At 56.2% G+C, this 22351-nt stretch carries 16 protein-coding genes, 1 tRNA gene, 1 pseudogene and 1 riboswitch; of the genes and pseudogenes, 3 read left to right on the top strand and 15 right to left on the bottom strand.

Annotation, left to right across the window (positions count from 1 at the left end; genetic code table 11):
* Positions 1 to 204: 204 nt before the first annotated feature.
* From DW178_RS05485 to DW178_RS05415, 15 genes and pseudogenes are all read right to left on the bottom strand, one after another.
* Positions 205 to 280, bottom strand: a tRNA-Ala gene (locus DW178_RS05485).
* Positions 281 to 429: 149 nt separating this feature from the next.
* Entirely contained in the window at positions 430 to 831 is a 402-nt protein-coding gene (locus DW178_RS05480; RefSeq protein WP_118350069.1) for a PaaI family thioesterase, read from the bottom strand.
* Between the two features lie 78 nt (positions 832 to 909).
* Positions 910 to 2052 carry a hypothetical protein gene (locus tag DW178_RS05475; protein WP_118350068.1) on the bottom strand — a complete coding sequence of 381 codons (1143 nt, stop codon included), beginning with the start codon at positions 2050 to 2052 and terminating at the stop codon, positions 910 to 912.
* Between the two features lie 33 nt (positions 2053 to 2085).
* Positions 2086 to 3159, bottom strand: coding sequence for an ATP-binding protein (locus tag DW178_RS05470; protein ID WP_118350067.1), 1074 nt, complete (start codon positions 3157 to 3159; stop codon positions 2086 to 2088).
* Positions 3160 to 3180: 21 nt separating this feature from the next.
* On the bottom strand, positions 3181 to 4674 hold the full coding sequence (gene gltX / locus DW178_RS05465; RefSeq protein ID WP_118350066.1) for a glutamate--tRNA ligase: 1494 nt from the start codon (positions 4672 to 4674) through the stop codon (positions 3181 to 3183).
* A gap of 397 nt (positions 4675 to 5071) precedes the next feature.
* Positions 5072 to 5245, bottom strand: a complete 174-nt coding sequence (locus DW178_RS11645) for a helix-turn-helix domain-containing protein (RefSeq protein ID WP_353653290.1) — start codon at positions 5243 to 5245, stop codon at positions 5072 to 5074.
* Positions 5246 to 5534: 289 nt separating this feature from the next.
* Positions 5535 to 6287, bottom strand: a pseudogene (gene aac(6')-Ie, locus DW178_RS05455) (aminoglycoside N-acetyltransferase AAC(6')-Ie); the annotation flags it as partial.
* On the bottom strand, positions 6288 to 6680 hold the full coding sequence (locus DW178_RS05450) for a GNAT family N-acetyltransferase (protein ID WP_000393259.1): 393 nt from the start codon (positions 6678 to 6680) through the stop codon (positions 6288 to 6290). It abuts the pseudogene before it with no gap.
* A gap of 2 nt (positions 6681 to 6682) precedes the next feature.
* Entirely contained in the window at positions 6683 to 8173 is a 1491-nt protein-coding gene (locus DW178_RS05445; RefSeq protein ID WP_002380753.1) for a primase C-terminal domain-containing protein, read from the bottom strand.
* 393 nt (positions 8174 to 8566) lie between these two features.
* Positions 8567 to 8806 carry a helix-turn-helix transcriptional regulator gene (locus DW178_RS05440; protein ID WP_002380754.1) on the bottom strand — a complete coding sequence of 80 codons (240 nt, stop codon included), beginning with the start codon at positions 8804 to 8806 and terminating at the stop codon, positions 8567 to 8569.
* 361 nt (positions 8807 to 9167) lie between these two features.
* Positions 9168 to 9905, bottom strand: coding sequence for a 23S rRNA (adenine(2058)-N(6))-methyltransferase Erm(B) (gene erm(B), locus DW178_RS05430; RefSeq protein ID WP_002292226.1), 738 nt, complete (start codon positions 9903 to 9905; stop codon positions 9168 to 9170).
* 124 nt (positions 9906 to 10029) lie between these two features.
* Positions 10030 to 10113, bottom strand: coding sequence for a 23S rRNA methyltransferase attenuation leader peptide (locus DW178_RS05425; RefSeq protein ID WP_001814874.1), 84 nt, complete (start codon positions 10111 to 10113; stop codon positions 10030 to 10032).
* Between the two features lie 356 nt (positions 10114 to 10469).
* A complete protein-coding gene (locus tag DW178_RS11155) occupies positions 10470 to 10976 on the bottom strand; it encodes a hypothetical protein (RefSeq protein WP_147363819.1) in 507 nt (168 codons plus the stop codon).
* 313 nt (positions 10977 to 11289) lie between these two features.
* The gene (locus DW178_RS05420) at positions 11290 to 12036 is read right to left on the bottom strand and encodes a lipoprotein intramolecular transacylase Lit (protein WP_118350064.1); all 747 of its coding nucleotides are present in this window, start codon (positions 12034 to 12036) and stop codon (positions 11290 to 11292) included.
* A gap of 97 nt (positions 12037 to 12133) precedes the next feature.
* Positions 12134 to 13534, bottom strand: a complete 1401-nt coding sequence (locus DW178_RS05415; protein ID WP_118350063.1) for a carboxylate--amine ligase — start codon at positions 13532 to 13534, stop codon at positions 12134 to 12136.
* A gap of 289 nt (positions 13535 to 13823) precedes the next feature.
* Between DW178_RS05415 and DW178_RS05410 the strand changes: the two genes are divergently transcribed.
* The 3 genes from DW178_RS05410 to priA all read left to right on the top strand — a co-directional run bounded on the left by DW178_RS05410 (position 13824) and on the right by priA (position 22314).
* Entirely contained in the window at positions 13824 to 17717 is a 3894-nt protein-coding gene (locus DW178_RS05410; RefSeq protein ID WP_118350062.1) for an FIVAR domain-containing protein, read from the top strand.
* Positions 17718 to 17955: 238 nt separating this feature from the next.
* Positions 17956 to 18050: riboswitch (SAM riboswitch) on the top strand.
* A 10-nt stretch (positions 18051 to 18060) separates the two neighbouring features.
* The gene (gene metK, locus DW178_RS05405) at positions 18061 to 19326 is read left to right on the top strand and encodes a methionine adenosyltransferase (RefSeq protein ID WP_118350061.1); all 1266 of its coding nucleotides are present in this window, start codon (positions 18061 to 18063) and stop codon (positions 19324 to 19326) included.
* 429 nt (positions 19327 to 19755) lie between these two features.
* On the top strand, positions 19756 to 22314 hold the full coding sequence (priA, locus tag DW178_RS05400; protein WP_118350060.1) for a replication restart helicase PriA: 2559 nt from the start codon (positions 19756 to 19758) through the stop codon (positions 22312 to 22314).
* The last annotated feature ends 37 nt before the right edge of the window (positions 22315 to 22351 follow it).

Raw genomic sequence — 22351 nt, 5'->3', positions numbered from 1 at the left:
ATCGCCGACGCGGCTTACACCGCACCCCCAGAAACGTTACGCCGTGTTTGAAAATTTTTTTCAGCAGGGTTTCAGGTGGGGATGGGTGCTTGATTCGCAAGCTTCTCCGAACGACCTGTACTTGTTACCGAATCCAGTTGTATACGTAGTACATCAAAGGTTGAGAAACAAAAAAGGTCCGGCATATGCCGGACCTAGAAAATTTGGTGGAGCCTAGGGGGATCGAACCCCTGACCTCATGGCTGCCAGCCATGCGCTCTCCCAGCTGAGCTAAGGCCCCGAATCAGGTGCGTTGACTATTATACGGAAACCGTTTCAGCGCGCAACCCCTAATTTTGAAAATTTTTTTCGGCAGCGATTCTGGATGGGCTGAGCGTTTGGTTTGCAAGTTCAGCAGTGCAGCTAAGGTCGTCGAATCCCTTCTGGCAGCTATCGGTAGCAGGTTGCGGTCATGCGGGCGACCTTTCGGCCCGTGTTGTCGGACATGTCCACCGTGTAAAACCCGAGCTTCCTACCCGACTTGTCGACGGTGCATTCGGCGATGAGCTTGTCTCCCTTGGCGGCGCTCAGGAACTCGATGGTGTTGCTCACCGATACCGTGGGCTGCTCGTTTACGTTGCAGGCGATGGCCAGGCAGAAGTCGGCAAGGGTGAAAATAGCGCCGCCCATGACGCCGCCTTGGGCGTTGTAGTGGATCGGCTCGAGCGGCATCTCGCAAACGGCATGGCCGCATGCGGCTTCGACGATGGTGCAGCCTGCGGCCTCTGTGGCGAACTTGTCATTGGCGAAGAACTTACGAACCTGATCGATGGTGGGGTTTTCGGGGAGCATGGGCGTCCTTTCGATAGCGGTAGGTGAAAAGCAGCGCCCTCCGATACTTGTCGAAGGGCGCGTGACGTCTTGCGGCGGTTATTCGGTTGGCGTTGCGATGGTGCCGAACAGCTCCAGCCATTCGCCGTCTTCCGCGGTGACGGTCTGCGTGCTTCCGCGTAGCAGGGGCTTGGAATCGATGATGGAGTCATCATCGAAATCCAGGTCCTTCATGACGTAGGCGGCATAGTCCTGCGAGGCGTTGTGCGGCGCGTCCGGGCTGACGGTGATGGTATAGGTTCCGGCGGGAATGTCCTGGCCGACGCGGTACAGGCCGCTGGCGTAGGGTGTCTGCGGCTGGAAATCGGCTTGGTCGGCGGGAATCATCAGCATGCTTTTTGCGCTGGGCATGAAGGCGATCACCTGGCCGTTTTCGAGGTCGGCAAAGTAATTGCCCGTGTAGGTGACCGCGGCGCTCATGCTGTAGGTGCCAGACCCTTCGGGGCTGAACAGATAGAATTCAGCTTCGGTGGATGGGTTTCCCTGGAGGAAGTACAGCCCCTCGTCGATATCGCGGCCTACCACGTATACGCCTGCGGTCGCTTTGCCCTCGTCGTCGATATCACAGGGCAGGTCGCCCGCCGCTTCCTTGATGTCGGAGAGCGTGAACCCGCCGTAGTAATCGCTATCGGGCAGCTCGTCGGGATCGTAGCCGTACGGCAGGTCGTCGAAATCGTAGGAATGGACGCCGTCGGCGCGGCTGTGAAGCGAATCGGCCACCATGCCTACCGTGGCGAAGCCGACGCATCCGCCAAGCCCCATAAGAAACGCCAGCGCGCAGCCCAAAAGAATCCAAGGCCACTTCTTCGCAGGTTTCGGCTCGGCGGCATAGGGGTTTGCAGGCGGCTGCGCTGAGCCGTAGGAAGGTTGCGCATAGGGTGCCTGCGGGGGAACGGCGTATCCGGAAGGCTGCTGAGCGGCTTGCGGGCCGGCTGCGGTGCCGGCCTGGCACGGCGCCTGTGCGGCGCTCATCGTCGTTTCGGCGCGTTCGACCTGGGGTGCTGTTGGCTCAGCGGTTTCGTTGGGGCTGGAATCGGCGCAGTTGCCTGCTTCCGACGCTGGGCTGGCGTTGCCGGGCGTCTGCGCAGCGCTTGCGGTTGCGTCAAGCTGCGGGTTTTGCGTACCCGCTTGTTGAGCAGATTCGTAGGGATTGAAATCGGGGTTGTTGCGAGGCTGGTTCATGGAAGCGCTCCTAACGGTTTGTTCCCGGCTATCTTAGCACGCGGCCTCGGAGATGGGCTTGGTTGTTAACGTGATGGCATTGCGGGGGCATGCCGACTCGCACAGGCCGCAGCCTATGCAGTAGCGCCAGTCGAGGGTAAGCGTGCCGTCTTGGGCGTCGGGCGCAAGCGCACCGGTGGGGCAGGCGCGGGTGCAGCGCAGGCAGCCCTCGCAGGCATCGGCATCGATTTCAGGTAGGGAAAGCTCCACCCGCGCCGCCATGTCGGGCTGGGTGTCGAGCGCTTGCAGCAGCAGGTTGCGCGACGAACCCATGACGCGTTTTACGCGCCCGTGCGGCGCGAACCTGTTGAATTGCGTGCCGTTTCCCAGGTCGAGCCGCTGATGGGCGGCGAACCGCTCGTTTTGCTCGCGCAGCGTTTGCAGGTGGGCGTCGGTGCGTTCGCGCGTGGTGCCCGATGCCGCGTCCTTGAGCTGCGAGAGCATATCGGTGAACAGGCTGCGGCGGTCTCCGTCGGCGCCGGCGTTGGCCAGGCCGGCGAACAACCCTTCGTCAGCCGCCTGGGGCAGCGACGGCGCGAACCCCACATTGCGCTGCGTCCATTCCTCGGCATGCGCGATGCGCTCGGCGTAGAGGGCTTGCGCAGGCCCGCCCGCCTTCGTGCAGGTTTCGCAGCGTTCCATGTCGATGGCCACCTGCACATCGGCCCCTTCGGCCAACAGCGCCGCCCACAGCTCGGCTGACAACATGGCCAAGCAGGGGAGCTCTACCACGTTGCTTGCAGGGTCGTCTTCGTCCGAGACGTTCTCGGCGCAGGTGATGATAGCGGGCCTGGCGCCCATGGCGGCCCGCCGTGCGTCGGCATGGGCCTGCGTGAGCGTATAACTTGTGGAGGCGAACGCATCGCAGGTTCCCTGGCAGATGCCGCACAGCGAGCAAGCAGCATCGTCTATGACGGGCGGCTTTCCCTCGGGGAACGACAGGGCGTCTTTCGGGCAGGCTTCGCCGCAGCGCGTGCAATCGGCGCCTCGGGTGCGTATGCACAGATCCCGCAGCACGAGGATGCGCTGCGGGATCTGAAACGGCTGTTGTTCGTTGGTTTCGGTCAACAGGTGCCTTCCGTGCTCGGGTTATGCGCCGAAGACCTGCTCGGTGACCTGGTCGATGCGGGCGAGCACATCTTCGCGCGGCATGAGCTCGATGGACTCGAACAGCGGCGGGGAGACCATGTTGCCGCACACGGCCACGCGCAGCGGCTGCAACACGAACTTCAGCTTCATGTCCATGCTGTCGCCCAGCTCGCGGCAGGCGGCCTCAAGGCCGGCTGCTTCCCAGGCGCGGGACTCGTCGGCCAGGATGGCGCGGCAGTTGGCCAGGGCCTCGTCGGCGCGGGCGCCTTCCTTGAGCAGCACCTTCTTTACCGACTTCTCGTCCAGCTCGGCGACGTTGGCGCCCCAGAACATGTAGGCGAGCTTCGCAGGCACCTCGTCGAGGCGCTGCAAGCGCTCGGAAATCAGCGGATAGAGTTTGGCGTACCATTCCGGGCGCGCATCGATGTCGGCCTCGGATGCGCCGGCCTGCACGAGCCACGGGCGGCTTGCGGCAACCCACTCGTCGGCGCCCATGCGCTGGATGTACTGGCCGTTCATCCACTCGAGTTTGGTCTGGTCGAAGATGGCGTCCTTCTTTGTGATGCGGTCCAGGCTGAACTTCGAGCACAGGGTCTCGCGGTCGATGATGGTGGTCTCGCCGTCAAGGCTCCAGCCGAGCAGCGCCAGGAAGTTCACCATGGTATCGGGCAGGAAGCCGTTGTCGCGGAACTCCTCGACGCTGGCGGCGCCGTGACGCTTGGAGAGCTTGTGGCCGTCGGAGCCCAAGATCATGGACAGGTGCGCGAAGGTGGGCACGTCGTAGCCGAGGGTCTCGTAGATGAGGATCTGGCGCGGGGTGTTGGACAGGTGGTCGTCGCCGCGGATGACGTGCGTGATGCCCATGTTGGCGTCGTCGCAGACCACGGCGAAGTTGTAGGTGGGCGTGCCGTCGGTGCGCACGACGATCATGTCGTCCATGACGTCGGCGGGGAAGGACATGTGGCCGTAGACGGCGTCGTCGAACTCGATGGGGCCGTGCTCGAGCGGCACCTTCAGGCGCCACACGTGCGGCTCGCCGGCCTCGATGCGGCGGGCAGCCTCGGCAGGGTCGATGTCTCGGCACGTGCGGTCGTAGCCGGCATAGCCGCCCTCTTCCGCCTCGGCTTTCGCGCGCTTGGCGTCAAGCTCGTCTTTCGTGCAGAAGCACGGGTAGACCATGCCGCGCTCCTTCAGGCGCTCAAGGGCGTCAGCGTAGGTGTCGAAGCGCTGGGTCTGGAAGTAGGGGCCGCACTCGCCGCCAACCTCCGGGCCCTCGTCCCAGTCAAGGCCGAGCCACTTCATGGCGTTCAGGATGACCTGCGTGTTCTCCTCGGTGGAACGGGTGGGGTCGGTGTCCTCGATGCGCAGGATGAAGGTGCCGCCTGTGGCGCGGGCGAACGCCCAGTTGTAGATGGCCGTGCGGGCGCCGCCGACGTGCAGCTTGCCCGTGGGGGAAGGCGCGAAACGGACGCGCACCGGTTTGCTCTCAGTCATGGTTCGTTAGTTCCTTACGTGTTTGAATCATCGGTTGTTCCAGTATAGGCGGCTTGAGCGCAGCTGCAAGGTAGGCGTATGCGTTCACCACCCAAAATGCGACATACGGCTAAACGATGTGATTGAACTTGCTAATGCTTGACGCTCGTCGATTTAGCGGTTGCCCGAGTCTCATGAATGAGGGATGCTTATTTCGTTTGGGGCAGTAGAAGTGCATTTTTCTTCACTGGAGGTCATGCATGTTCTTTTCTCGGTCGGTTAAGAGGAAGTCTTATTCTGGCTATTTTAAAAACGAAACCAAAGGGAAACGTGCAGCTCGATAGCCCCGATTCGTACTGCGCTATGAATAAATATTTCTATGAGCTATACGAGCACAAAGTGATTGACGAATTGACATTTAGGGAATTCGCTTGATTATGTCCCCGGGCTCGCACTCAAGTACTTCGCAAAGAGAATTTAGGGTATCAAGACGAATTGCTTTAATGTTTGTGTTCTTCAATCGACTAACGTGAACTTCTGTTAAGCCAAGAATGGCCGCTAGCTTTTTATTGTTGAGCCCCTTGAGCCGCATTGCGCTATCGATGTCAACTATAATTTTGCTCATATTAAATTGTTTCGTCTGATAGCTGCTGCAAATCGGCTCCATAAGAAAACACGGCTGAAACGGCGTAGCAGAATGCAGCCATGACTGTGGTTTTCAAGTCAATGTGTAAGGAGCTGGTGGCAGGGTCTTGCACGTATCCGATTTCTGCGAAAGATCCAACTTGAAAAATATGTTCGCTTACTGCAGGAATTAATTGCATGACAATTTCGACTAGGCAGCTTGCAAGTAAGAGCGATGCAATGATTGCAAGAAATTATATATTTGTATTTAAAAAATTATATATTGCTTTTTCTTTTGCATAACCTTTTTTCTTATTAGTACTAAATTTTGTTTTAAAAATGTATTCATTATTAACTAAATATGCCACACTATCATAACCACTACCGATTATTTCAATACTATCTACTTTGAAATTATCAAAGTAATGCTCAATTAAATATTTCATTGCCTTAACATTTGTGGCATTATCATCATATCTATATTCCATTAAATAACAATCTTCTTTTTTGCCCTCGTGTAATTCATGTTCTGGCAAATCTTCAATAATTCTAAAACCAGATTTTTGGTATGCCCTTATTGCTCTTGGATTATTTTTATGAGGGTCTAAAATAACTGCATTAGCATTTCTTTCTTTTTTCAAAAATTCAAAAATCAATTTAATATATCTTGTACCAATTCCTTTACTCCAATAATTTGGCTCTCCTATAAATTGATCCATACCATAGACTATCTCATCAGTTTTTGGATAATGATAATCAGTATATAACTCATCATACATTTTATATATTTGTCCATATCCAATAGGAACATTGTTATATTCAATAATTACTCTAAAAACTTCATCTTCCCAAGGCTCTGTATAATGTTTTTTTAATGATTCTAATGTATATTTTTTATCTCTACCACCATAAAATTCTAATACTCTTTCATCAGTTAACCATTTTAACATCAAAGGAAAATCATCATCTATTAAAGTTCTTATACATATTTCATTTTCAACTATATTCATTTATTTATCACCTTTTTCATAATCATATACATATACTATTTCATCTTTATAATCATTTTTACCACCTAATTTTTCATATACATGGCAAGCTCTAGGATTACCTTTATCAGTTATTAAAAACATTTCAGAACAACCAATCTCTTTAGAATATTCCTTAATAAAAGATAATAATTTTGAACCATAACCTTTGTCTTGATAGTTAGGTAACATTCCTATTGAGTGTAAATAAAACATTGTTTTTCCATCAGGTCTTAAAAGTGTATAGCAATATGCAAATCCTATAATTTTATTATTTTCTTTAGCTATAAACCCAAATGAACTGGTATCATTAAGAAATCCTTTTAAATTATCAATATCAAAAACCATATTATCATCAATTAAAACTTCTTCCATTTTCAGCCTGTATCATAGCTAAACAAATCGAGTTGTGTGTCCGTTTTTGGGCGTTCTGCTAGCTTGTTTAAAGTCTCTTGAATGAATGTATGTTCTAAGTCAAAAAACTCTGACAGCGCCTTTATATAGCTTTCTTTTTCTTCTTTTTTTACTTTAATGATCGATAGCAACAATGATTTAACACTAGCAAGTTGAATGCCACCATTTCTTCCTGGTTTAATCTTAAAGAAAATTTCCTGATTCGCCTTCAGTACCTTCAGCAATTTATCTAATGTCCGCTCAGGAATGCCTAGCGCTTCTCTAATCTCTTTTTTAGTCGTCACCAAATAAGGCTTGTATACATCACTTTTTTCGCTAATATAAGCCATTAAATCTTCTTTCCATTCTGACAAATGAACACGTTGACGTTCACTTCTTTTTTTCTTGAATTTAAACCACCCTTGACGGACAAATAAATCTTTACTGGTTAAATCACTTGATACCCAAGCTTTGCAAAGAATGGTAATGTATTCCCTATTAGCCCCTTGATAGTTTTCTGAATAGGCACTTCTAACAAGTTTAATCACTTCTTTTTCTTCTAAGGGTTGATCTAATCGATTATTAAACTCAAACATATTATATTCGCACGTTTCGATTGAATAGCCTGAACTAAAGTAGGCTAAAGAGAGGGTAAACATGACGTTATTACGCCCTATTAAACCCTTTTCTCCTGAAAATTTCGTTTCGTGCAATAAGAGATTAAACCAGGGTTCATCTACTTGTTTTTTGCCTTCTGTACCGCTTAAAACCGTTAGACTTGAACGAGTAAAGCCCTTATTATCTGTTTGTTTGAAAGACCAATCTTGCCATTCTTTGAAAGAATAACGGTAATTGGGATCAAAAAATTCTACATTGTCCGTTCTTGGTATACGAGCAATCCCAAAATGATTGCACGTTAGATCAACTGGCAAAGACTTTCCAAAATATTCTCGGATATTTTGCGAGATTATTTTGGCTGCTTTGACAGATTTAAATTCTGATTTTGAAGTCACATAAACTGGCGTTTCTAAAACAAAATATGCTTGATAACCTTTATCAGATTTGATAATTAACGTAGGCATAAAACCTAAATCAATAGCTGTTGTTAAAATATCGCTTGCTGAAATAGTTTCTTTTGCCGTGTGAATATCAAAATCAATAAAGAAGGTATTGATTTGTCTTAAATTGTTTTCAGAATGTCCTTTCGTGTATGAACGGTTTTCGTCTGCATACGTACCATAACGATAAACGTTTGGTGTCCAATGCGTAAATGTATCTTGATTTTCGTGAATCGCTTCTTCGGAAGTCAGAACAACGCCACGTCCGCCAATCATGCTTTTTTTTGAGCGATACGCAAAAATAGCCCCTTTGCTTTTACCTGGCTTGGTAGTGATTGAGCGAATTTTACTATTTTTAAATTTGTACTTTAACAAGCCGTCATGAAGCACAGTTTCTACAACAAAAGGGATATTCATTCAGCTGTTCTCCTTTCTTACGAAAATTAATTAGTTAGAAGCTACGATCAAAGTTGAATCACAACAAAAAAGGCAATCAACTAAGTTTTTCTTAATTGATTGCCTGGTATCTTCTTAAAGACTTGAAATTCCCTCAAAAACCCGATATAATGGGTTTACAGATATTTAAGTATCTGATTAATAAAGTAATTAAATACTTTACCAAATTTCGGGTCTCGACTTCTTTAATTGATTGGTGGTAATCAATTAAGGCTCGCAACTTATTTTCTTGGCGGAAAATAAGTTGGTCGTGGCTCTTTTTTTGTATTCTTTATTCAGTTCGTTGTTTCGTTATATCTAGTATACCGCTTTTAAAAAAATAAGCAACAATTTCGTTAAATATATTAACGACAATCATTGCTTCTCTTCTTCTATTTGCAACTCTACTTGTTCTAATTCATTAGGAATTAAGTCAATAACTAAGGTTGAGTTTGTCAATTCTGCAATTCGTTCCAATGTTTTTAATGTCGGATCTGATTTTCCTGATTCAATCAATGAATAATTTGATCTACTCATTTCTAATTCTTGGGAGAATTTTTCTTTTGATTTGGTACCTCTCATCTTTTTTAAGCTTTCTCTAAATGCTAGTTCCAAGTTTCTCCCTCCTGTTTATGTAAATATTTTGCACGTTTTCCATTTAATTATATCGTTACACCTTGTAAATCACAAGTGATTAATCACAAATCACTTGTGATTAGTGATTGTTATTGGTGTTGCCTAGAACGATTCTAAGCACATGTTTAATTTTAAAGTGGGCAATTATCTTTAAAATGTCCTACAATGATTCAATAAAAGCATGGCTGCTAGTGAAACTTGCGACCATGCTTTTAAAAATACTTAATGGGGTCCCGAGCGCTTTAGCTCCTTGGAAGCTGTCAGTAGTATACCTAATAATTTATCTACATTCCCTTTAGTAACGTGTAACTTTCCAAATTTACAAAAGCGACTCATAGAATTATTTCCTCCCGTTAAATAATAGATAACTATTAAAAATAGACAATACTTGCTCATAAGTAACGGTACTTAAATTGTTTACTTTGGCGTGTTTCATTGCTTGATGAAACTGATTTTTAGTAAACAGTTGACGATATTCTCGATTGACCCATTTTGAAACAAAGTACGTATATAGCTTCCAATATTTATCTGGAACATCTGTGGTATGGCGGGTAAGTTTTATTAAGACACTGTTTACTTTTGGTTTAGGATGAAAGCATTCCGCTGGCAGCTTAAGCAATTGCTGAATCGAGACTTGAGTGTGCAAGAGCAACCCTAGTGTTCGGTGAATATCCAAGGTACGCTTGTAGAATCCTTCTTCAACAATCAGATAGATGTCAGACGCATGGCTTTCAAAAACCACTTTTTTAATAATTTGTGTGCTTAAATGGTAAGGAATACTCCCAACAATTTTATACCTCTGTTTGTTAGGGAATTGAAACTGTAGAATATCTTGGTGAATTAAAGTGACACGAGTGTTCAGTTTTAATTTTTCTGACGATAAGTTGAATAGATGACTGTCTAATTCAATAGACGTTACCTGTTTACTTATTTTAGCCAGTTTCGTCGTTAAATGCCCTTTACCTGTTCCAATTTCGTAAACGGTATCGGTTTCTTTTAAATTCAATTGTTTTATTATTTGGTTGAGTACTTTTTCACTCGTTAAAAAGTTTTGAGAATATTTTATATTTTTGTTCATGTAATCACTCCTGAAATGATTATATCTATAAATAAATACAGAAGTTAAACGATTTGTTTGTAATTTTAGTTATCTGTTTAAAAAGTCATAAGATTAGTCACTGGTAGGAATTAATCTAACGTATTTATTTATCTGCGTAATCACTGTTTTTAGTCTGTTTCAAAACAGTAGATGTTTTATCTACATTACGCATTTGGAATACCAACATGACGAATCCCTCCTTCTTAATTACAAATTTTTAGCATCTAATTTAACTTCAATTCCTATTATAAAGGCGACCTGCCGTTTGCGATATTGCGAAACAGTGCATACATAAGCCGTAGAGTAATACATGCCGTTGCGAGCTGGATTGTTGGATAAAAAATGCTTAGTAAGGATGCATCGTCGTTGCTTATGAAGGAATGTACAGAGACGCCTAAATAGGCTAGTAGGCCTATTACTGATAGTACAAACAAAACCATGAAAACACGAGCGATTGTCGCGCACGTGTTTTTGATTTTGTTTTCGGCTTGTTTGCTTTGCTTGAAATCGGAGCAGTGCTCCATGGCGGTTTCCTTTGCTAATTTAATTGCTAGTTGCCTTGATTGATCCTAGTGGCGGGTTCGACCCCTGTGGCCATCCGAATTCGGCGATTGCATCGGATCCGACGTCGGGAGGTGGCGGAGCGGTGCCGTTATCAACTCGTGGCGTGCAGTCAAGAATAAGAGATTGCGCGCCAATTAGATCGGCCAATTCATTGGCGTAAGAAGTAATTGTCACGAGGTTTTGTCCATCTTCGGAAATTTCGGTGGCTTGAACCGAACATCTCGTTGTGATAATTACGGTAGGGCTGTCTCCACTCACGTTGTTGCTTATGTTAAATCCGTTCGCCATGGTTTTTGATTTGTTGGTTTCGGGTCCGATGTCATTAATGGAGCCAAAGTTAGTGTATTGCGACGGGGCGCTGCTGCTTTCGTCGGCTGTTTTGCGTGAAGGGCAGATTGAGTTTATCGTAATTAGGGAAAGGCACAGAATCGATAGCGCGAGAACAACTAATGCGGTAATCAGAGCTGTTTTCTTTTTGCTATCCATAGAAGGCTCCATAAGTGTCTATGTAGTTTGGGAAGCAGAAGATAAAGCGCCGAGCATAAGTATTCCAGCCATCGTGTACCCCAAGGACTTTGATTTTTTCGTCGGGGTACGCGATGGGCTCGAATAGAGCGTAGTCTTGCGCGGACATAGTGCGCCTCCTTTTGTCCGTATATGTGTCGCTTCTTCTAAGAAACACTTTTAGGATATCGGAAGATGTTATTGAATTAACCCACAAGGTTAATTTGTTCGGCAAATGGAAGGGGGGCATCTCGCTTCCGCCCTTCCATTTGCCGAACAAATTCTATCCAGTACGTTATTCAGTTTCACTGCGCAGCAATCGTCCTACGATGATGCAGATGATGCTGGCAATGCAGGTAACTGCAAGCCAGATGCCGCCCATGCCCATCCAAAAAGCGGTTGGGTACAAGGTGATGAGCAGGCTGTCGTAGGGAAACGTCCAGGTTCCCGCCTGGAAGAACAGGCTGTGGAAGGCGGCGAACAGCCCGTCGAAGTCGATGGCCGCCCATGCCCCGAGCGCGCAAAACGCCGCAAGCACTAACCCGCCGCCTGCGATAAGCGTGCGCCCGAGCGCCCGCCGGCCGATGCGCACCGCCACATGCGCAAGGCCTGCGATGCATAGCACGGCCACGATCGCGAGGGCAGGTTTGGCCATGCTTGCCACGCGGTAGACATCGTCGAGGTGGCTTATCGCGTCAGCGGGCAGGCTGCGGGCAGCGTTTTCCCTGGTCGACGCGGTGGCGCGCCCGTCTGCCTCGGCGGCGACGTTGGCCTCGGCGGCGACGTTGGCCTCGGCGATGGCGGCGTCAAGCTTTTCGCGGTCGTTGTCGTCGAAGGTGTAATGCTTGCCGGCTATGGCCATGGAGGCGAACTCGTCGGCGGTGAGCGGGGTGTTCGGCTGGTCGCAGCCGGAAAACGCCCGCGACAGCGTTGCGGTGGCTGCATCGGGGATGGCGACGGCGGCGAAGCCGGCGCCGATGAGCGTGACGGCCAGCAGCAGCGCGCTGCCGAAGGCGACGATTCCGTTTAACAGTCGGGTCATGTGAAAGGGGCCTCGCAGGTGTTGGGGAAGGGTGAAACGGCCGCGGTCCCCGCGTCTTGGGACTTGGGGGCCGCGAGCAGGGCAGGCTGGGCGCGTTCTAGTCGACCCAGATGGTGGCGCAGGTGATGCCCTTCATAGGCTTGCTGATGGTGGGGAAGGGCCCTAAGCGGCTGAAGATGCCCTGGAACGTGCCGTTGTAGCAGTACAGGCCCTCCAGGTTGTTGTACAGCACCGGCTCGCGTTGCACCTGGTCATCGGCCAGGTTGGCGATGCCGTCGTCGGGCGTGAGGATCTGCGTCTTAAACGGCGTGATATAGCGCTGCACCAAAAACGGCGCGCCGGCGGCGCCGTTGGCGAACTTCGCGATGATCTGCTCCCATTGCTCCTGCGTTTGGAAGCAGCCCGCGTACACGTCGGCCGCGCCGTAGGCGTCGGTGGGCTTGATGATCCAGGCGTCCTTGTCGGCGCGGATGGCGTCCAGGTCGACTTCCTTCTCGTTGAGGTAACGCGTCTGCGGGACGGTGCGCTCCACGAACGCGATTTCCTCGGGCGTCAAAAACGCCTGCGTCATCGGGTTGAACAGCGCCTCGAAAATCTGCTTATCGTGCACGACGTGGCCGGCGAAGCTGCCGATGAGCGCCACTTTTTGCGCCTTGACAGCCTCGATGAGCGCCTGCGATTCGTCCCAGAACTCCAGCACGTCGTTGGTGACGCAGCGGCGCCAGATGGCGTGGACGGGCTGGCCTTCCTTGTCGCGCAGCACTTCGCCGTCGAAGGTCAGGTCGCGCACATCGCACACCGTGCAGGGGTGGCCGGCCTCGGTGAAGCGCTTCGCGAACAGGTGGAACTCGTCGACAACGCCGTTTTGCAGGTAGTCGCAGATGGCGAAGCGGGGGTTTTCCACGCGATGCTCGTAGGTGGCGTAGATGGCGGCGAACTCGCGCACCCACGCGTCGAACAGCTCGCAGCCCTCCACGTGATGACGGCGTGCGAACTCTTTAAAGGTGGCCGTTCCCTCCACTGAATGCGTGATCTCGCGGTTCTCGTTCATGCCCGAGCTGCCGTCGCCGTTGAACTCGCAAAACGCCACGTCGCCGGTGTTCTCGTCCAAGAAGATGTCGAAGCGGGCGAAGGGCAGCAGCGCGTCGTAGCCGCGCGGGACCAGGATGAGCTCGGCTAGGCGCGGGTCGTAGTCGAAGATCTTGCGGTACTCGGCGTCGTCGAGGTAGTGCTGCATGACCTTGCACAGGATGCGGTGCGTGGTTTCAACGACCTCGCGCATGACCCGGCGCGATGCGGCGTCGTAGAGCTTGGGCACGAAGCTGGTGGATACCACGCGGTGATGCACGATGGCCGTGGAGGAATCCATGTAGGCGCGCGCTGCGCGGCGGCCGGGGATGTCGCCGTCAAGGGATTCGGCGATGTCGATGTACTCCTGGGTATAGGCTGCGTTCTTGAAAACGGGCTGGTCGGCAGGCTGGGGTGCGGTATACGTCATGCGTCCTCTTTTCCCGGTTGGGGCTGGTTTCCGCCCAGTTTAGCAAACGAGGAGCCGCGTTGATGCAGCAGGACGGGGAACCTCAGATACGCCCATATACCGCGCGTGCGCCGGCAGCCATCTGCACGCCTCCTTCCCGCTGATGGCGAAGAGAAGTTTGCCATAGTGAAGATTCTGTGATGCAGGGTAACCCTTGGCTAATAACAACTTCCGCTCTTATAAAGTTACCCCGACAAAACTTAAGAGTCTCGGCGGCATGCCCGTTCGAGAAGTTCAAAGGAGCGAAACGGTGGGGAAGCATATGGGAAGGCCCCTGGCGGCCGGTGCGGCTATCGCGCTGTCTTTGGCATGCGCGGCGCCCGCGACGGCCGGCGCCGAAGCGTCGTCGATCGTCGATTGGGCGCATCTGTTCGGCGATGCCGGAAGCAGCACGGTCTCCACGACGTGCGATAGCGTGAACCAGACCCAGCGCTTAAGCGACGGGGGCTTCGTGGCCGCCGCCACCTTCGATGCGCCGGGCGGCAGCACGCAGGAGCACGCGAAGGGCAAGGCGGACGCCGTGCTCGTGCGCTACGACGCCGATGGCGACGAGCTGTGGCGCGGCTGGGTGGAAGGCGAGAAGGCCGATCTGTTCAACAGCGTGACCGAGGCCGATGACGGCGGCTTCGTGGCGGTTGGCGCCACACAGTCGACCAAGTTCGACTTGGAGGGCAAGAGCCGCGGCGGGCAGGATGGCCTGCTCGCCAAGTTCGACACCCAGGGCAACCTGGTGAAGACGGCGACGTTCGGCGGAAGCGGCAAGGATGTGCTGCAGCGCATCACGCCCGCCGTCGACGGGGGCTTCATCGTGGTCGGTTCATCGGCGTCCACGGACGGCGATATGCAGGCCACGGGAAAGACCGAGACCGACACCGACGCCGTCATCGCGAAGTACGATGACGACTTAAACTTGGTGTGGGTGACGCGCGTGGGCGGCTCGAAGATGGAAGGCCAGTCCTTGCAGTCCGACGAGTTCTCCGCCGTCGTGCAGATGCAGGATGCCACCGCGCTCGATGACATGGGCAACAGCGTTTCGGTGTCCGCGGGTTATCTGGCGGTAGGCAAGACCAACGCGAACAACGGCGATCTTGAGGGCCAGAACAAGGGTGACAACGACGTGCTCGTTTCCAAGATCGCCGCCAACGGCTCCGTCGAGTGGACGAAATCCTACGGCGGCGCGGGCAAGGACGAGGCCGCAAGCGTCTCGCGCGTCATCTCCACGATGTCGTCCGCCGACGAGGGCCATGGGACCATCGACAACGGCTTCATCATCGCGGGAACGACCAAGTCCGCCGACGGTGACTTCGGCGTGCGCGATGCGGCTGATTCCGATTCGGCCGGCTTTGTGATGCGCATCGGCGCGACGGGCAACGTCATCTGGTCGAACCTGATCGAGGACAGCGAAGCCGTCACCGCCGACGGGGTCGTGACGGCGCTTGACGGCTATATCGTCGCGGGCACCCATAAAGCCGCTGACAACGATTTCACCGGCACGCAAGTGTTCGGCAAGAAGGATGCCTACGCGGCGCATTTCTCCACCGACGGCGCGCGCTTGGGCATCGAAACGTTCGGCGGCAACGACGACGACACGGCGAAGGGCTTGTCCGTGAGCGGTACCGACGACTTCCTGGTTTGCGGCACCACGAAATCCGACGACGGCATCTTCGCCGGGCGGGCGGGCAAGATCGACGGGTTCGTCGCCAGCCTGAACGCCGAGAAGCTCACGACGCATGCCGAGGAGACCACGCTCGTGCCGGTGAGCGCGCTGCATGCGACCAAGGACGAGGCGTCGATGATGGCCCCGATGCTGTATGCCGACGCCTACGTGCAGCGCACGGGCGAGCAGTACACGGTGACGGTGTACTTCCAGCGCGCCACTATCATGGGCTCGGAGGTGACGCCGTCGTTTTTGGGCGATGTCACCTACGATCGCGGCGATGGCGTCATGGTGGACGCGCTTTCCGACTCCTATGACCCCTCGACGCGCGTGAAAACCACGACCATCCAGGTGAAAAGCCTTGATAAGCCCGTGCGCATCCATATCGACAACGCCATGGGCGATGTGCGCCTGTCGTTCGACCCTGCGAACGCGCGCGTAACCGACACGCCGCCGTATTTCGCCCCGGTCGAGGTGACGCTGCCCGACTTCCCCTATACGTGGAAGACGACGTTCGGCGGCTCGAGCGCGGAATACGCGGCCGATTCCACCGTGCTGGCTGACGGCACGTTGGCCACGGTGGGGCAAACGTACAGCTTCGACGGCGACGTGGAGGGCTTGCAGCGCGGCCCGTCGAACGCATACGTGAACATCCGCGATGCGGCGGGCAACTCGCTCAAGACCATCGAGTTGGGTGGGCTTGAGAACAATTACACGGCCTACGCGGCAAGCGTCGACGCCACAACCGATGGCGGGTTCTACCTGTGCGGCGGTTTCACCACCGCCGACGGCACGCCGAAGGGCGATTTCGCCTCGCTCGATCGCGACGGGGCGGTGTTCGGGCAGACCGACGCCTTCGTGACGCGCTTTTCCGCTGACGGCACCGTGGCTTGGATGCGGGGCTTGACCGGTTCGGGCCATGATCAGGCGAAAGCCGTGAAGGCGACGCCCGACGGCGGTTGTGTTGCCCTGTTCGAGACCTCGTCGCACGACGGCGACCTGACCGATCTGAACCGCGGCATCTTCAACTTGGTCGTGGTCAAATACGATGCGTCGGGTAACACCGAATGGACGCGCACCATCGGCGGCAGGAACCTTGAATCGAGCGATTTCGGCATCGATATCCTTGCGAACGGCAACTACGTGGTCGCGGGTATCAAGTCCTCCTACACCGAGGACTTTGCCGACGCACCTTATTACGGCAACACGTTCGACCTGTTCGCAACCGAGATCAGCGCAGCCGACGGGACCAGCGTGTGGCTCAACACCTACGGCGGCGAGTCCAACGAGTACTTCAACGGCGTGACCGCCACCTCCGACGGCGGGTTCGTCATGCTCGGCAAGACGAAGTCCTCTACCGATACGTTCGCGGGATTTTCCGGATACGAGAACTCCTACATCATGAAGCTCGGCGCTACCGGCCATGTCGAGTGGGTCGATGGCCTGAAAAGCTCGGAGTCCAACGAGGCGGAGCGCGCCGTGGAGCTTGACGACCGGTATGTGGTCATCGGCAATAGCAACGGGACCGACTTCGATTTCAAGGACCTGAACAAGGGCTCGAGCGATGTGTACGTGGCGCAGTACGACAAGGCGGGAAAGCGTTTGTCTCTTGACGTCGTGGGCGGTTCCGCGGGCGATTACGCGGCCCAGATCACGGCGGTGAACGGGTATCAGCTGAACCTGCTCATGTACGGAGACTCCAACGACGGCGATTTCGCGGGCCTGTCCAAGGGTGATTCCGATGCGTTGCTGCTGACTTACGATTGGCGCGAGGCGGCGGGCGACCCTTCGGCGCTCGCGGCGCTCGTCGAGCAGGCCGCTCAGCTCTCGCAGGCCGACTGGACGCCGGATAGCTGGCAGATCTTGGCCGCCAAGTTGGAGGCGGCGAACACGTTGCTTGCCGCGTCCTATGCCACGAAAGCCCAGTACGACCAGGCTGCTGCCGAGCTGCAGCTTGCCATGGACGGCTTGGCGAAGGTGGCAGATCGCACGAGCTTGGAGGCAGCCATCGAGCAGGCGAGCGCGCTGGCGAACGATGGCTGGACGGCCGATAGCTGGAATGCGCTACAGGCGAAAATCGCAGCGGGCAAAGCGCTTTTGGAGGACGGCGCGGCCACGCAAGAGCAGATCGACCAGGCGGAGAAGGGCATCCGCGACGCCATGGCGGCGTTGAAGAAGGCCGATGCCGCAGGCGATGGCTCAGCGGCTGGCGATGACCAGGATTCCGGCGGCGAGGGAGACGATAGCGGCATCGATCAAGAGCAGGGCGGCACGGGCCAAACGGGCGAAGACGCTTCGAAGGGTGCTTCCGTGCCTGCCGGCTCCGGTAACGCTTCTACTGTCAAGGCCGGTGCATCGACGGGATTGGCGACGACCGGCGACGCGGCCGGTGCGGTTGCTGGCGCGGCCGGCGTGGCGGCCATCGTGGCAGCGGCTACGGCTTTGGGGGCCCGCCTGAAGCGCCGTGCGCTGAAAGGCCGTCGCTAAAGCGCAGGTGAGGAACCCCCTTTCCATCTTCGCACCTATATGAATAAGTCGGGCCCGTCCGGCGAGGCGTCGGACGGGCCCGTTGACATCTGCCGAAAGCCGGCCGTCTCATGCGGTTCGCGCGTATCGATATATGGTGATTCCACGAGCGCGACGGGCAGGGCATACAAAATGATGCCCGTGTGGTATCGTTCGCAGCTAGCATAAACGCGGGCGGTGCGCACCGTCCGAACATATCCGTTTATCAAGAGTCGGGGGAGAGGGTTGGCTCGCAGATCCCGACACCAACCTGGCGCAAAAGCGCCAAGGTGGTCCGGCCGACAACGATGAAGGAGGAACATCAATGGCCAACGCGCATTCTTCTTATCTGTTCACGTCCGAGTCCGTCACCGAGGGTCATCCCGACAAGGTGTGCGACCAGATCTCCGACGCCGTGCTCGATGCCATCCTTGAGAAGGAGATCGAGCTTGCCGGGCAGGGCTACGTCTCCCCGTCCGGTCAACCGGCCGACCCCACGCAGGTGCGGTGCGCCTGCGAGACCATGGCCACCACGGGCATGATTATCGTGGCCGGCGAGATCCGCACCCAGGCCTACGTCGACGTGCCCGCGCTTGCGCGCGAGGTGCTGCGCGAGATCGGCTACGATCGCGCGAAGTACGGCTTCGATTGCGATACCTGCGGTGTGCTCAACGCCATCCACGACCAAAGCCCCGACATCGCCCAGGGCGTCGACGAGAGCTACGAGGCCCAGCACGGCCAGGCGGGCGACGACCCCTACGAGAAGGTCGGCGCCGGCGACCAGGGCATGATGTTCGGCTACGCCTGCGACGAGACGTCCACGCTCATGCCCATGCCCATCTACCTGGCACAGCGCATGGCCGAGCAGCTGGCCGCGGTGCGCAAGGACGGCACCATGCCCTACCTGCGCCCCGACGGCAAGACCCAGGTCTCGGTCCGCTACATCGATGACAAGCCCGTTAACGTGGAAAAGGTCGTGGTTTCCACGCAGCATTCCGAGGAGATCTCCACCGAGCAGCTGCGCGCCGAGATCGAGGCCAACGTCATCCGCCCCGTGCTCGAGCGCGAGGGCGTGGAGCTCGCCCCCGACGCCGGCATCCACATCAACCCCACCGGCCGATTCGTCATCGGCGGCCCCATGGGCGACTGCGGCCTGACCGGCCGTAAGATCATCGTCGACACCTACGGCGGCATGGGCCGCCACGGCGGCGGCGCATTCAGCGGCAAGGACTGCACGAAGGTGGACCGCTCCGCGGCCTACGCTGCCCGCTGGGTTGCCAAGAACGTGGTCGCCGCGGGGTTCGCGCACCGCTGCGAGGTGCAGGTGGCTTACGCTATCGGCATGGCTCGCCCCGTGTCCGTCATGGTCGACACGTTCGGCACCGAGTGCGTGCCCGTGGCCGACATCGAGCGCGCCATCGGCGAGGTGTTCGACCTGCGCCCCGGTGCCATCATCGACGACCTGGACCTGCGCCGTCCCATCTATCGCAAGACGGCCGCCTACGGCCACTTCGGCCGCGAGCTTCCCGAGTTCACCTGGGAGGCAACCGACCGCGCGGACGCCCTGCGCAAGGCCTGCGGTCTGGAGTAAGCGTTTTCGGCGCCCTTCGGCAGAAGGGCATGGCGCGTGACCGGCTTACACCGATCGCAACGCATGTTGCGGAATGGGGCCGGGCCGGAATCGGCTAGGAAGCCCGCTGCGGAAGGCGGCGGACATGATCGATATCGCGAAATAGGGAAAGCCCGCTGGAAGCGAGCGCGGCATAGTTCGGGGTTCCGGGATATGCCGCGCTCGCCGGCGGGCTTTCCTGCGTTTCGGGCATGCTGTGGGTGATCGCCATGTCGGCGACCGCCACGCCGATGTGCGCGGGCGTTGCTTCGCCCTATCGAACGGTCGCGGTATCGACCAGAATGCGGGACCGGCGGGAGAATCGGGTACGAGCGCAGGCGATTCTCGAAAAGCGTATATCTGTTCGCCTTTTCGAGGACTTTCCGCGAAACGCTGGTATACTGGTGCGCTATGAAACTGGCATCTGTGATCTTGGACATACCTACGCAGGCGCTCGATGCGCCTTATACCTATGCAGTCCCTGAAGAGGGGCTGTTCGCCGCCGCATGCGAAGGCGCGGGCGATTGCGACGACGGCCCGCTTGGGCGCGACTTCGCCATTTCGGTGGGCTGCGCTGTGCTGGTGCCGTTCGGTCACCGGCGCGCCGTGGGCTTTGTGGTGTCGATCGGCGAATATGGGCAGCCCGGCGGGCCGCAGTGGCCGCAGGGCATCGACGCGGGCAAGCTCAAGGCCATTGAGCGCGCCGTCAGCCAGCCGTATTTCGATGAAGAGGGCGCCGCCTGCGCCCAGTGGCTGTCCGAGCGCTACATTGCGCCGTTGTCGGCGTGTGTGCGCCTGTTCACGCCGCCGGGCGGCGTGCCGCGCATGGTGCACGGGCGCGATGGCGGTTGGCGCCTCGAACAGCCCGCGGTCGGCCAGGTCGACGATCGCTGGGTGGTCGCCGGCCCGGCGTTTTCCGAGTTCACACCCCGCGCGAACGCCGTCAAACAGGTCGCGGTCATGGAGGCGTTGCGCGGCGGGCAGCTGCGCGTCAGCGAGTTGGCCGCTCAGCTGGGCTCGGTTTCCTCGACGCTTAAGGCCTTGGAGGCGAAGGGCGCGGTGGTCATCGAGCACCGCCGCCGCATGCGCGGGTTTTCCGAAGACGCGGCGCGCATCGCGCAGCGCGCGGTTTCGGGTGCGGCTGGGGATACGGCCGGCGAAGAGGCGGTCGGCTTCGGGGAGGCCGCTGGCGGGGGCGTCGTCGAGGGGGGAGCCGCCGGCTTCGCTACCGCCTGCGAAGGTCATGCGGGCCGGTTGTGCGCCGACGATGCCGACCTGGCGGTGGGCAACGAAAACGCAGCGCATGCTCCCTCGCGCAAGCCGCAGCTCACCCCGGGCCAGGCGCAGGCGCTCGACGCCATCTCCTCCGCCTGCGATGCCGCCGACGGCCACGTGGTGCTCGTCGACGGCGTCACGGGCTCGGGCAAGACCGAGGTGTATCTGCAGGCTATCGAGCGGGTCCTTGCGCGAGGTCGCACGGCGTGCGTGCTCGTGCCCGAGATCTCGCTGACCCCGCAGACAGTAGGGCGCTTCCGCGGCCGCTTCGGCGATACCGTGGCGGTCATGCATTCGCGCATGTCCGCCGGTGAACGCTACGACCAATGGGACTTCATCCGCAGCGGCGCGGCCCGCGTGGTGGTGGGTGCGCGCAGCGCGCTTTTCACCCCGCTCGCCAACGTGGGGCTCTACGTCATCGACGAGGAGCACGAGGGCAGCTATAAGCAGGACAGCGCCCCGCGCTACCACGCGCGCGAGGTCGCGTGCTGGATGGCCCGTCGAAGCGGCGCCGCGGTGGTGCTCGGCAGCGCCACGCCGTCGATCGAGGCGCTTTACCGGTGCGCGAAGCATCCGCGTTGGACGCAGGTCCGCTTGCCCGAGCGCGCCAACGGCCGCCCGATGCCCGCTGTCCGCGTGGTGGATATGGCGCGCGAGTTCGCCGAGGGTTCTCGCTCCATGTTCTCCGCCGCCCTTACGCGCGCCTTGCAAGAGGAGCTTTCGCAGGGGCGCAAAGTCGTGCTCCTGCTCAATCAGCGCGGTTTCGCGAAGTTTTTGCTGTGCCGCGAATGCGGCTTCGTGCCGAAGTGCCCGCACTGCGACACGTCGCTCACCTACCATGAGCGAGGCAACTTCCTGGCATGCCACCATTGCGGTTACCGGCAGGCATCGCCGGCGGTGTGCCCGGAGTGCTCGAGCCCTTATCTGAAGAAGTTCGGCGCGGGAACGCAGCGGGTGGAAGACGAGCTGCGCTGCGCGCTCGACGCCATGCCCGGGGTGGGGCCGGGCGTGCCCATCATCCGCATGGATGCCGACACTACCAGCGGGAAGGGGGCCCACGAGCGCCTGCTCGAGCGGTTCGCGGCGGCGCAGGCGGCGGTGCTGCTCGGCACGCAGATGATCGCGAAGGGCCTTGACTTCGATGACGTCACCCTGGTGGGCGTCATCAACGCCGACACGCAGCTGCAGCTGCCCGATTTCCGTGCGCACGAGCGCACGTTCGACCTGATCGAGCAGGTGGCGGGCCGCGCCGGCCGCGCTCAACTGCCCGGGCGCGTGCTCGTGCAGACCTACGAGGCCGACGCCGCGCCCATCCGCGCCGCGGCGCGCTACGATCGCGCGCTGTTTTTGCGAGATGAGCTGCCCAAGCGCAAGATGCTCGGGTATCCGCCGTACGTGCGCATGGCGAACGTGCTGGTATGGGGCGCTCACGAGGCCGACGTGGCGGCGCTCGCTCGCGAGCTCGCGGTCGAGCTTGCCGAGCAGGCGCGCGCCTTCGGCGGCGACGGGTGGAGCGTGCTGCCGGCAACCCCGTGCGTGCTGGCGAAGCTGCGCAACACGTATCGCTGGCATATTGTGGTCAAGTGCCCCGCGGACGCCGACGTGTCCGCAGTGCTTCTGCCGGTGTTCCGACGCCGCAAGGCCGACAAGTGGGTGAACGTCGCCGTGGACGTTGACCCTGATGACTTGCTCTGACGTGCAGATTATGCTATCTTAATTTGATGCTTATTTG

The sequence above is a fragment of the Eggerthella sp. AM16-19 genome (genome assembly GCF_003474385.1).
Classification (GTDB): Bacteria; Actinomycetota; Coriobacteriia; order Coriobacteriales; family Eggerthellaceae; genus Senegalimassilia.
The sequence above is the reverse complement of the archived record's forward strand: the minus strand, read 5'-3'. Positions and strand labels throughout refer to the sequence as shown.

Coding starts and splice junctions, on each gene's coding strand:
- DW178_RS05480 (WP_118350069.1), bottom strand. CDS start 831: ATGCTCCCCGAAAACCCCACCATCGATCAGGTTCGTAAGTTCTTCGCC.
- DW178_RS05475 (WP_118350068.1), bottom strand. CDS start 2,052: ATGAACCAGCCTCGCAACAACCCCGATTTCAATCCCTACGAATCTGCT.
- gltX (WP_118350066.1), bottom strand. CDS start 4,674: ATGACTGAGAGCAAACCGGTGCGCGTCCGTTTCGCGCCTTCCCCCACG.
- DW178_RS11645 (WP_353653290.1), bottom strand. CDS start 5,245: ATGCGGCTCAAGGGGCTCAACAATAAAAAGCTAGCGGCCATTCTTGGC.
- DW178_RS05450 (WP_000393259.1), bottom strand. CDS start 6,680: ATGGAAGAAGTTTTAATTGATGATAATATGGTTTTTGATATTGATAAT.
- DW178_RS05445 (WP_002380753.1), bottom strand. CDS start 8,173: ATGAATATCCCTTTTGTTGTAGAAACTGTGCTTCATGACGGCTTGTTA.
- DW178_RS05425 (WP_001814874.1), bottom strand. CDS start 10,113: ATGTTGGTATTCCAAATGCGTAATGTAGATAAAACATCTACTGTTTTG.
- DW178_RS11155 (WP_147363819.1), bottom strand. CDS start 10,976: ATGGATAGCAAAAAGAAAACAGCTCTGATTACCGCATTAGTTGTTCTC.
- DW178_RS05420 (WP_118350064.1), bottom strand. CDS start 12,036: ATGACCCGACTGTTAAACGGAATCGTCGCCTTCGGCAGCGCGCTGCTG.
- DW178_RS05415 (WP_118350063.1), bottom strand. CDS start 13,534: ATGACGTATACCGCACCCCAGCCTGCCGACCAGCCCGTTTTCAAGAAC.
- metK (WP_118350061.1), top strand. CDS start 18,061: ATGGCCAACGCGCATTCTTCTTATCTGTTCACGTCCGAGTCCGTCACC.
- priA (WP_118350060.1), top strand. CDS start 19,756: ATGAAACTGGCATCTGTGATCTTGGACATACCTACGCAGGCGCTCGAT.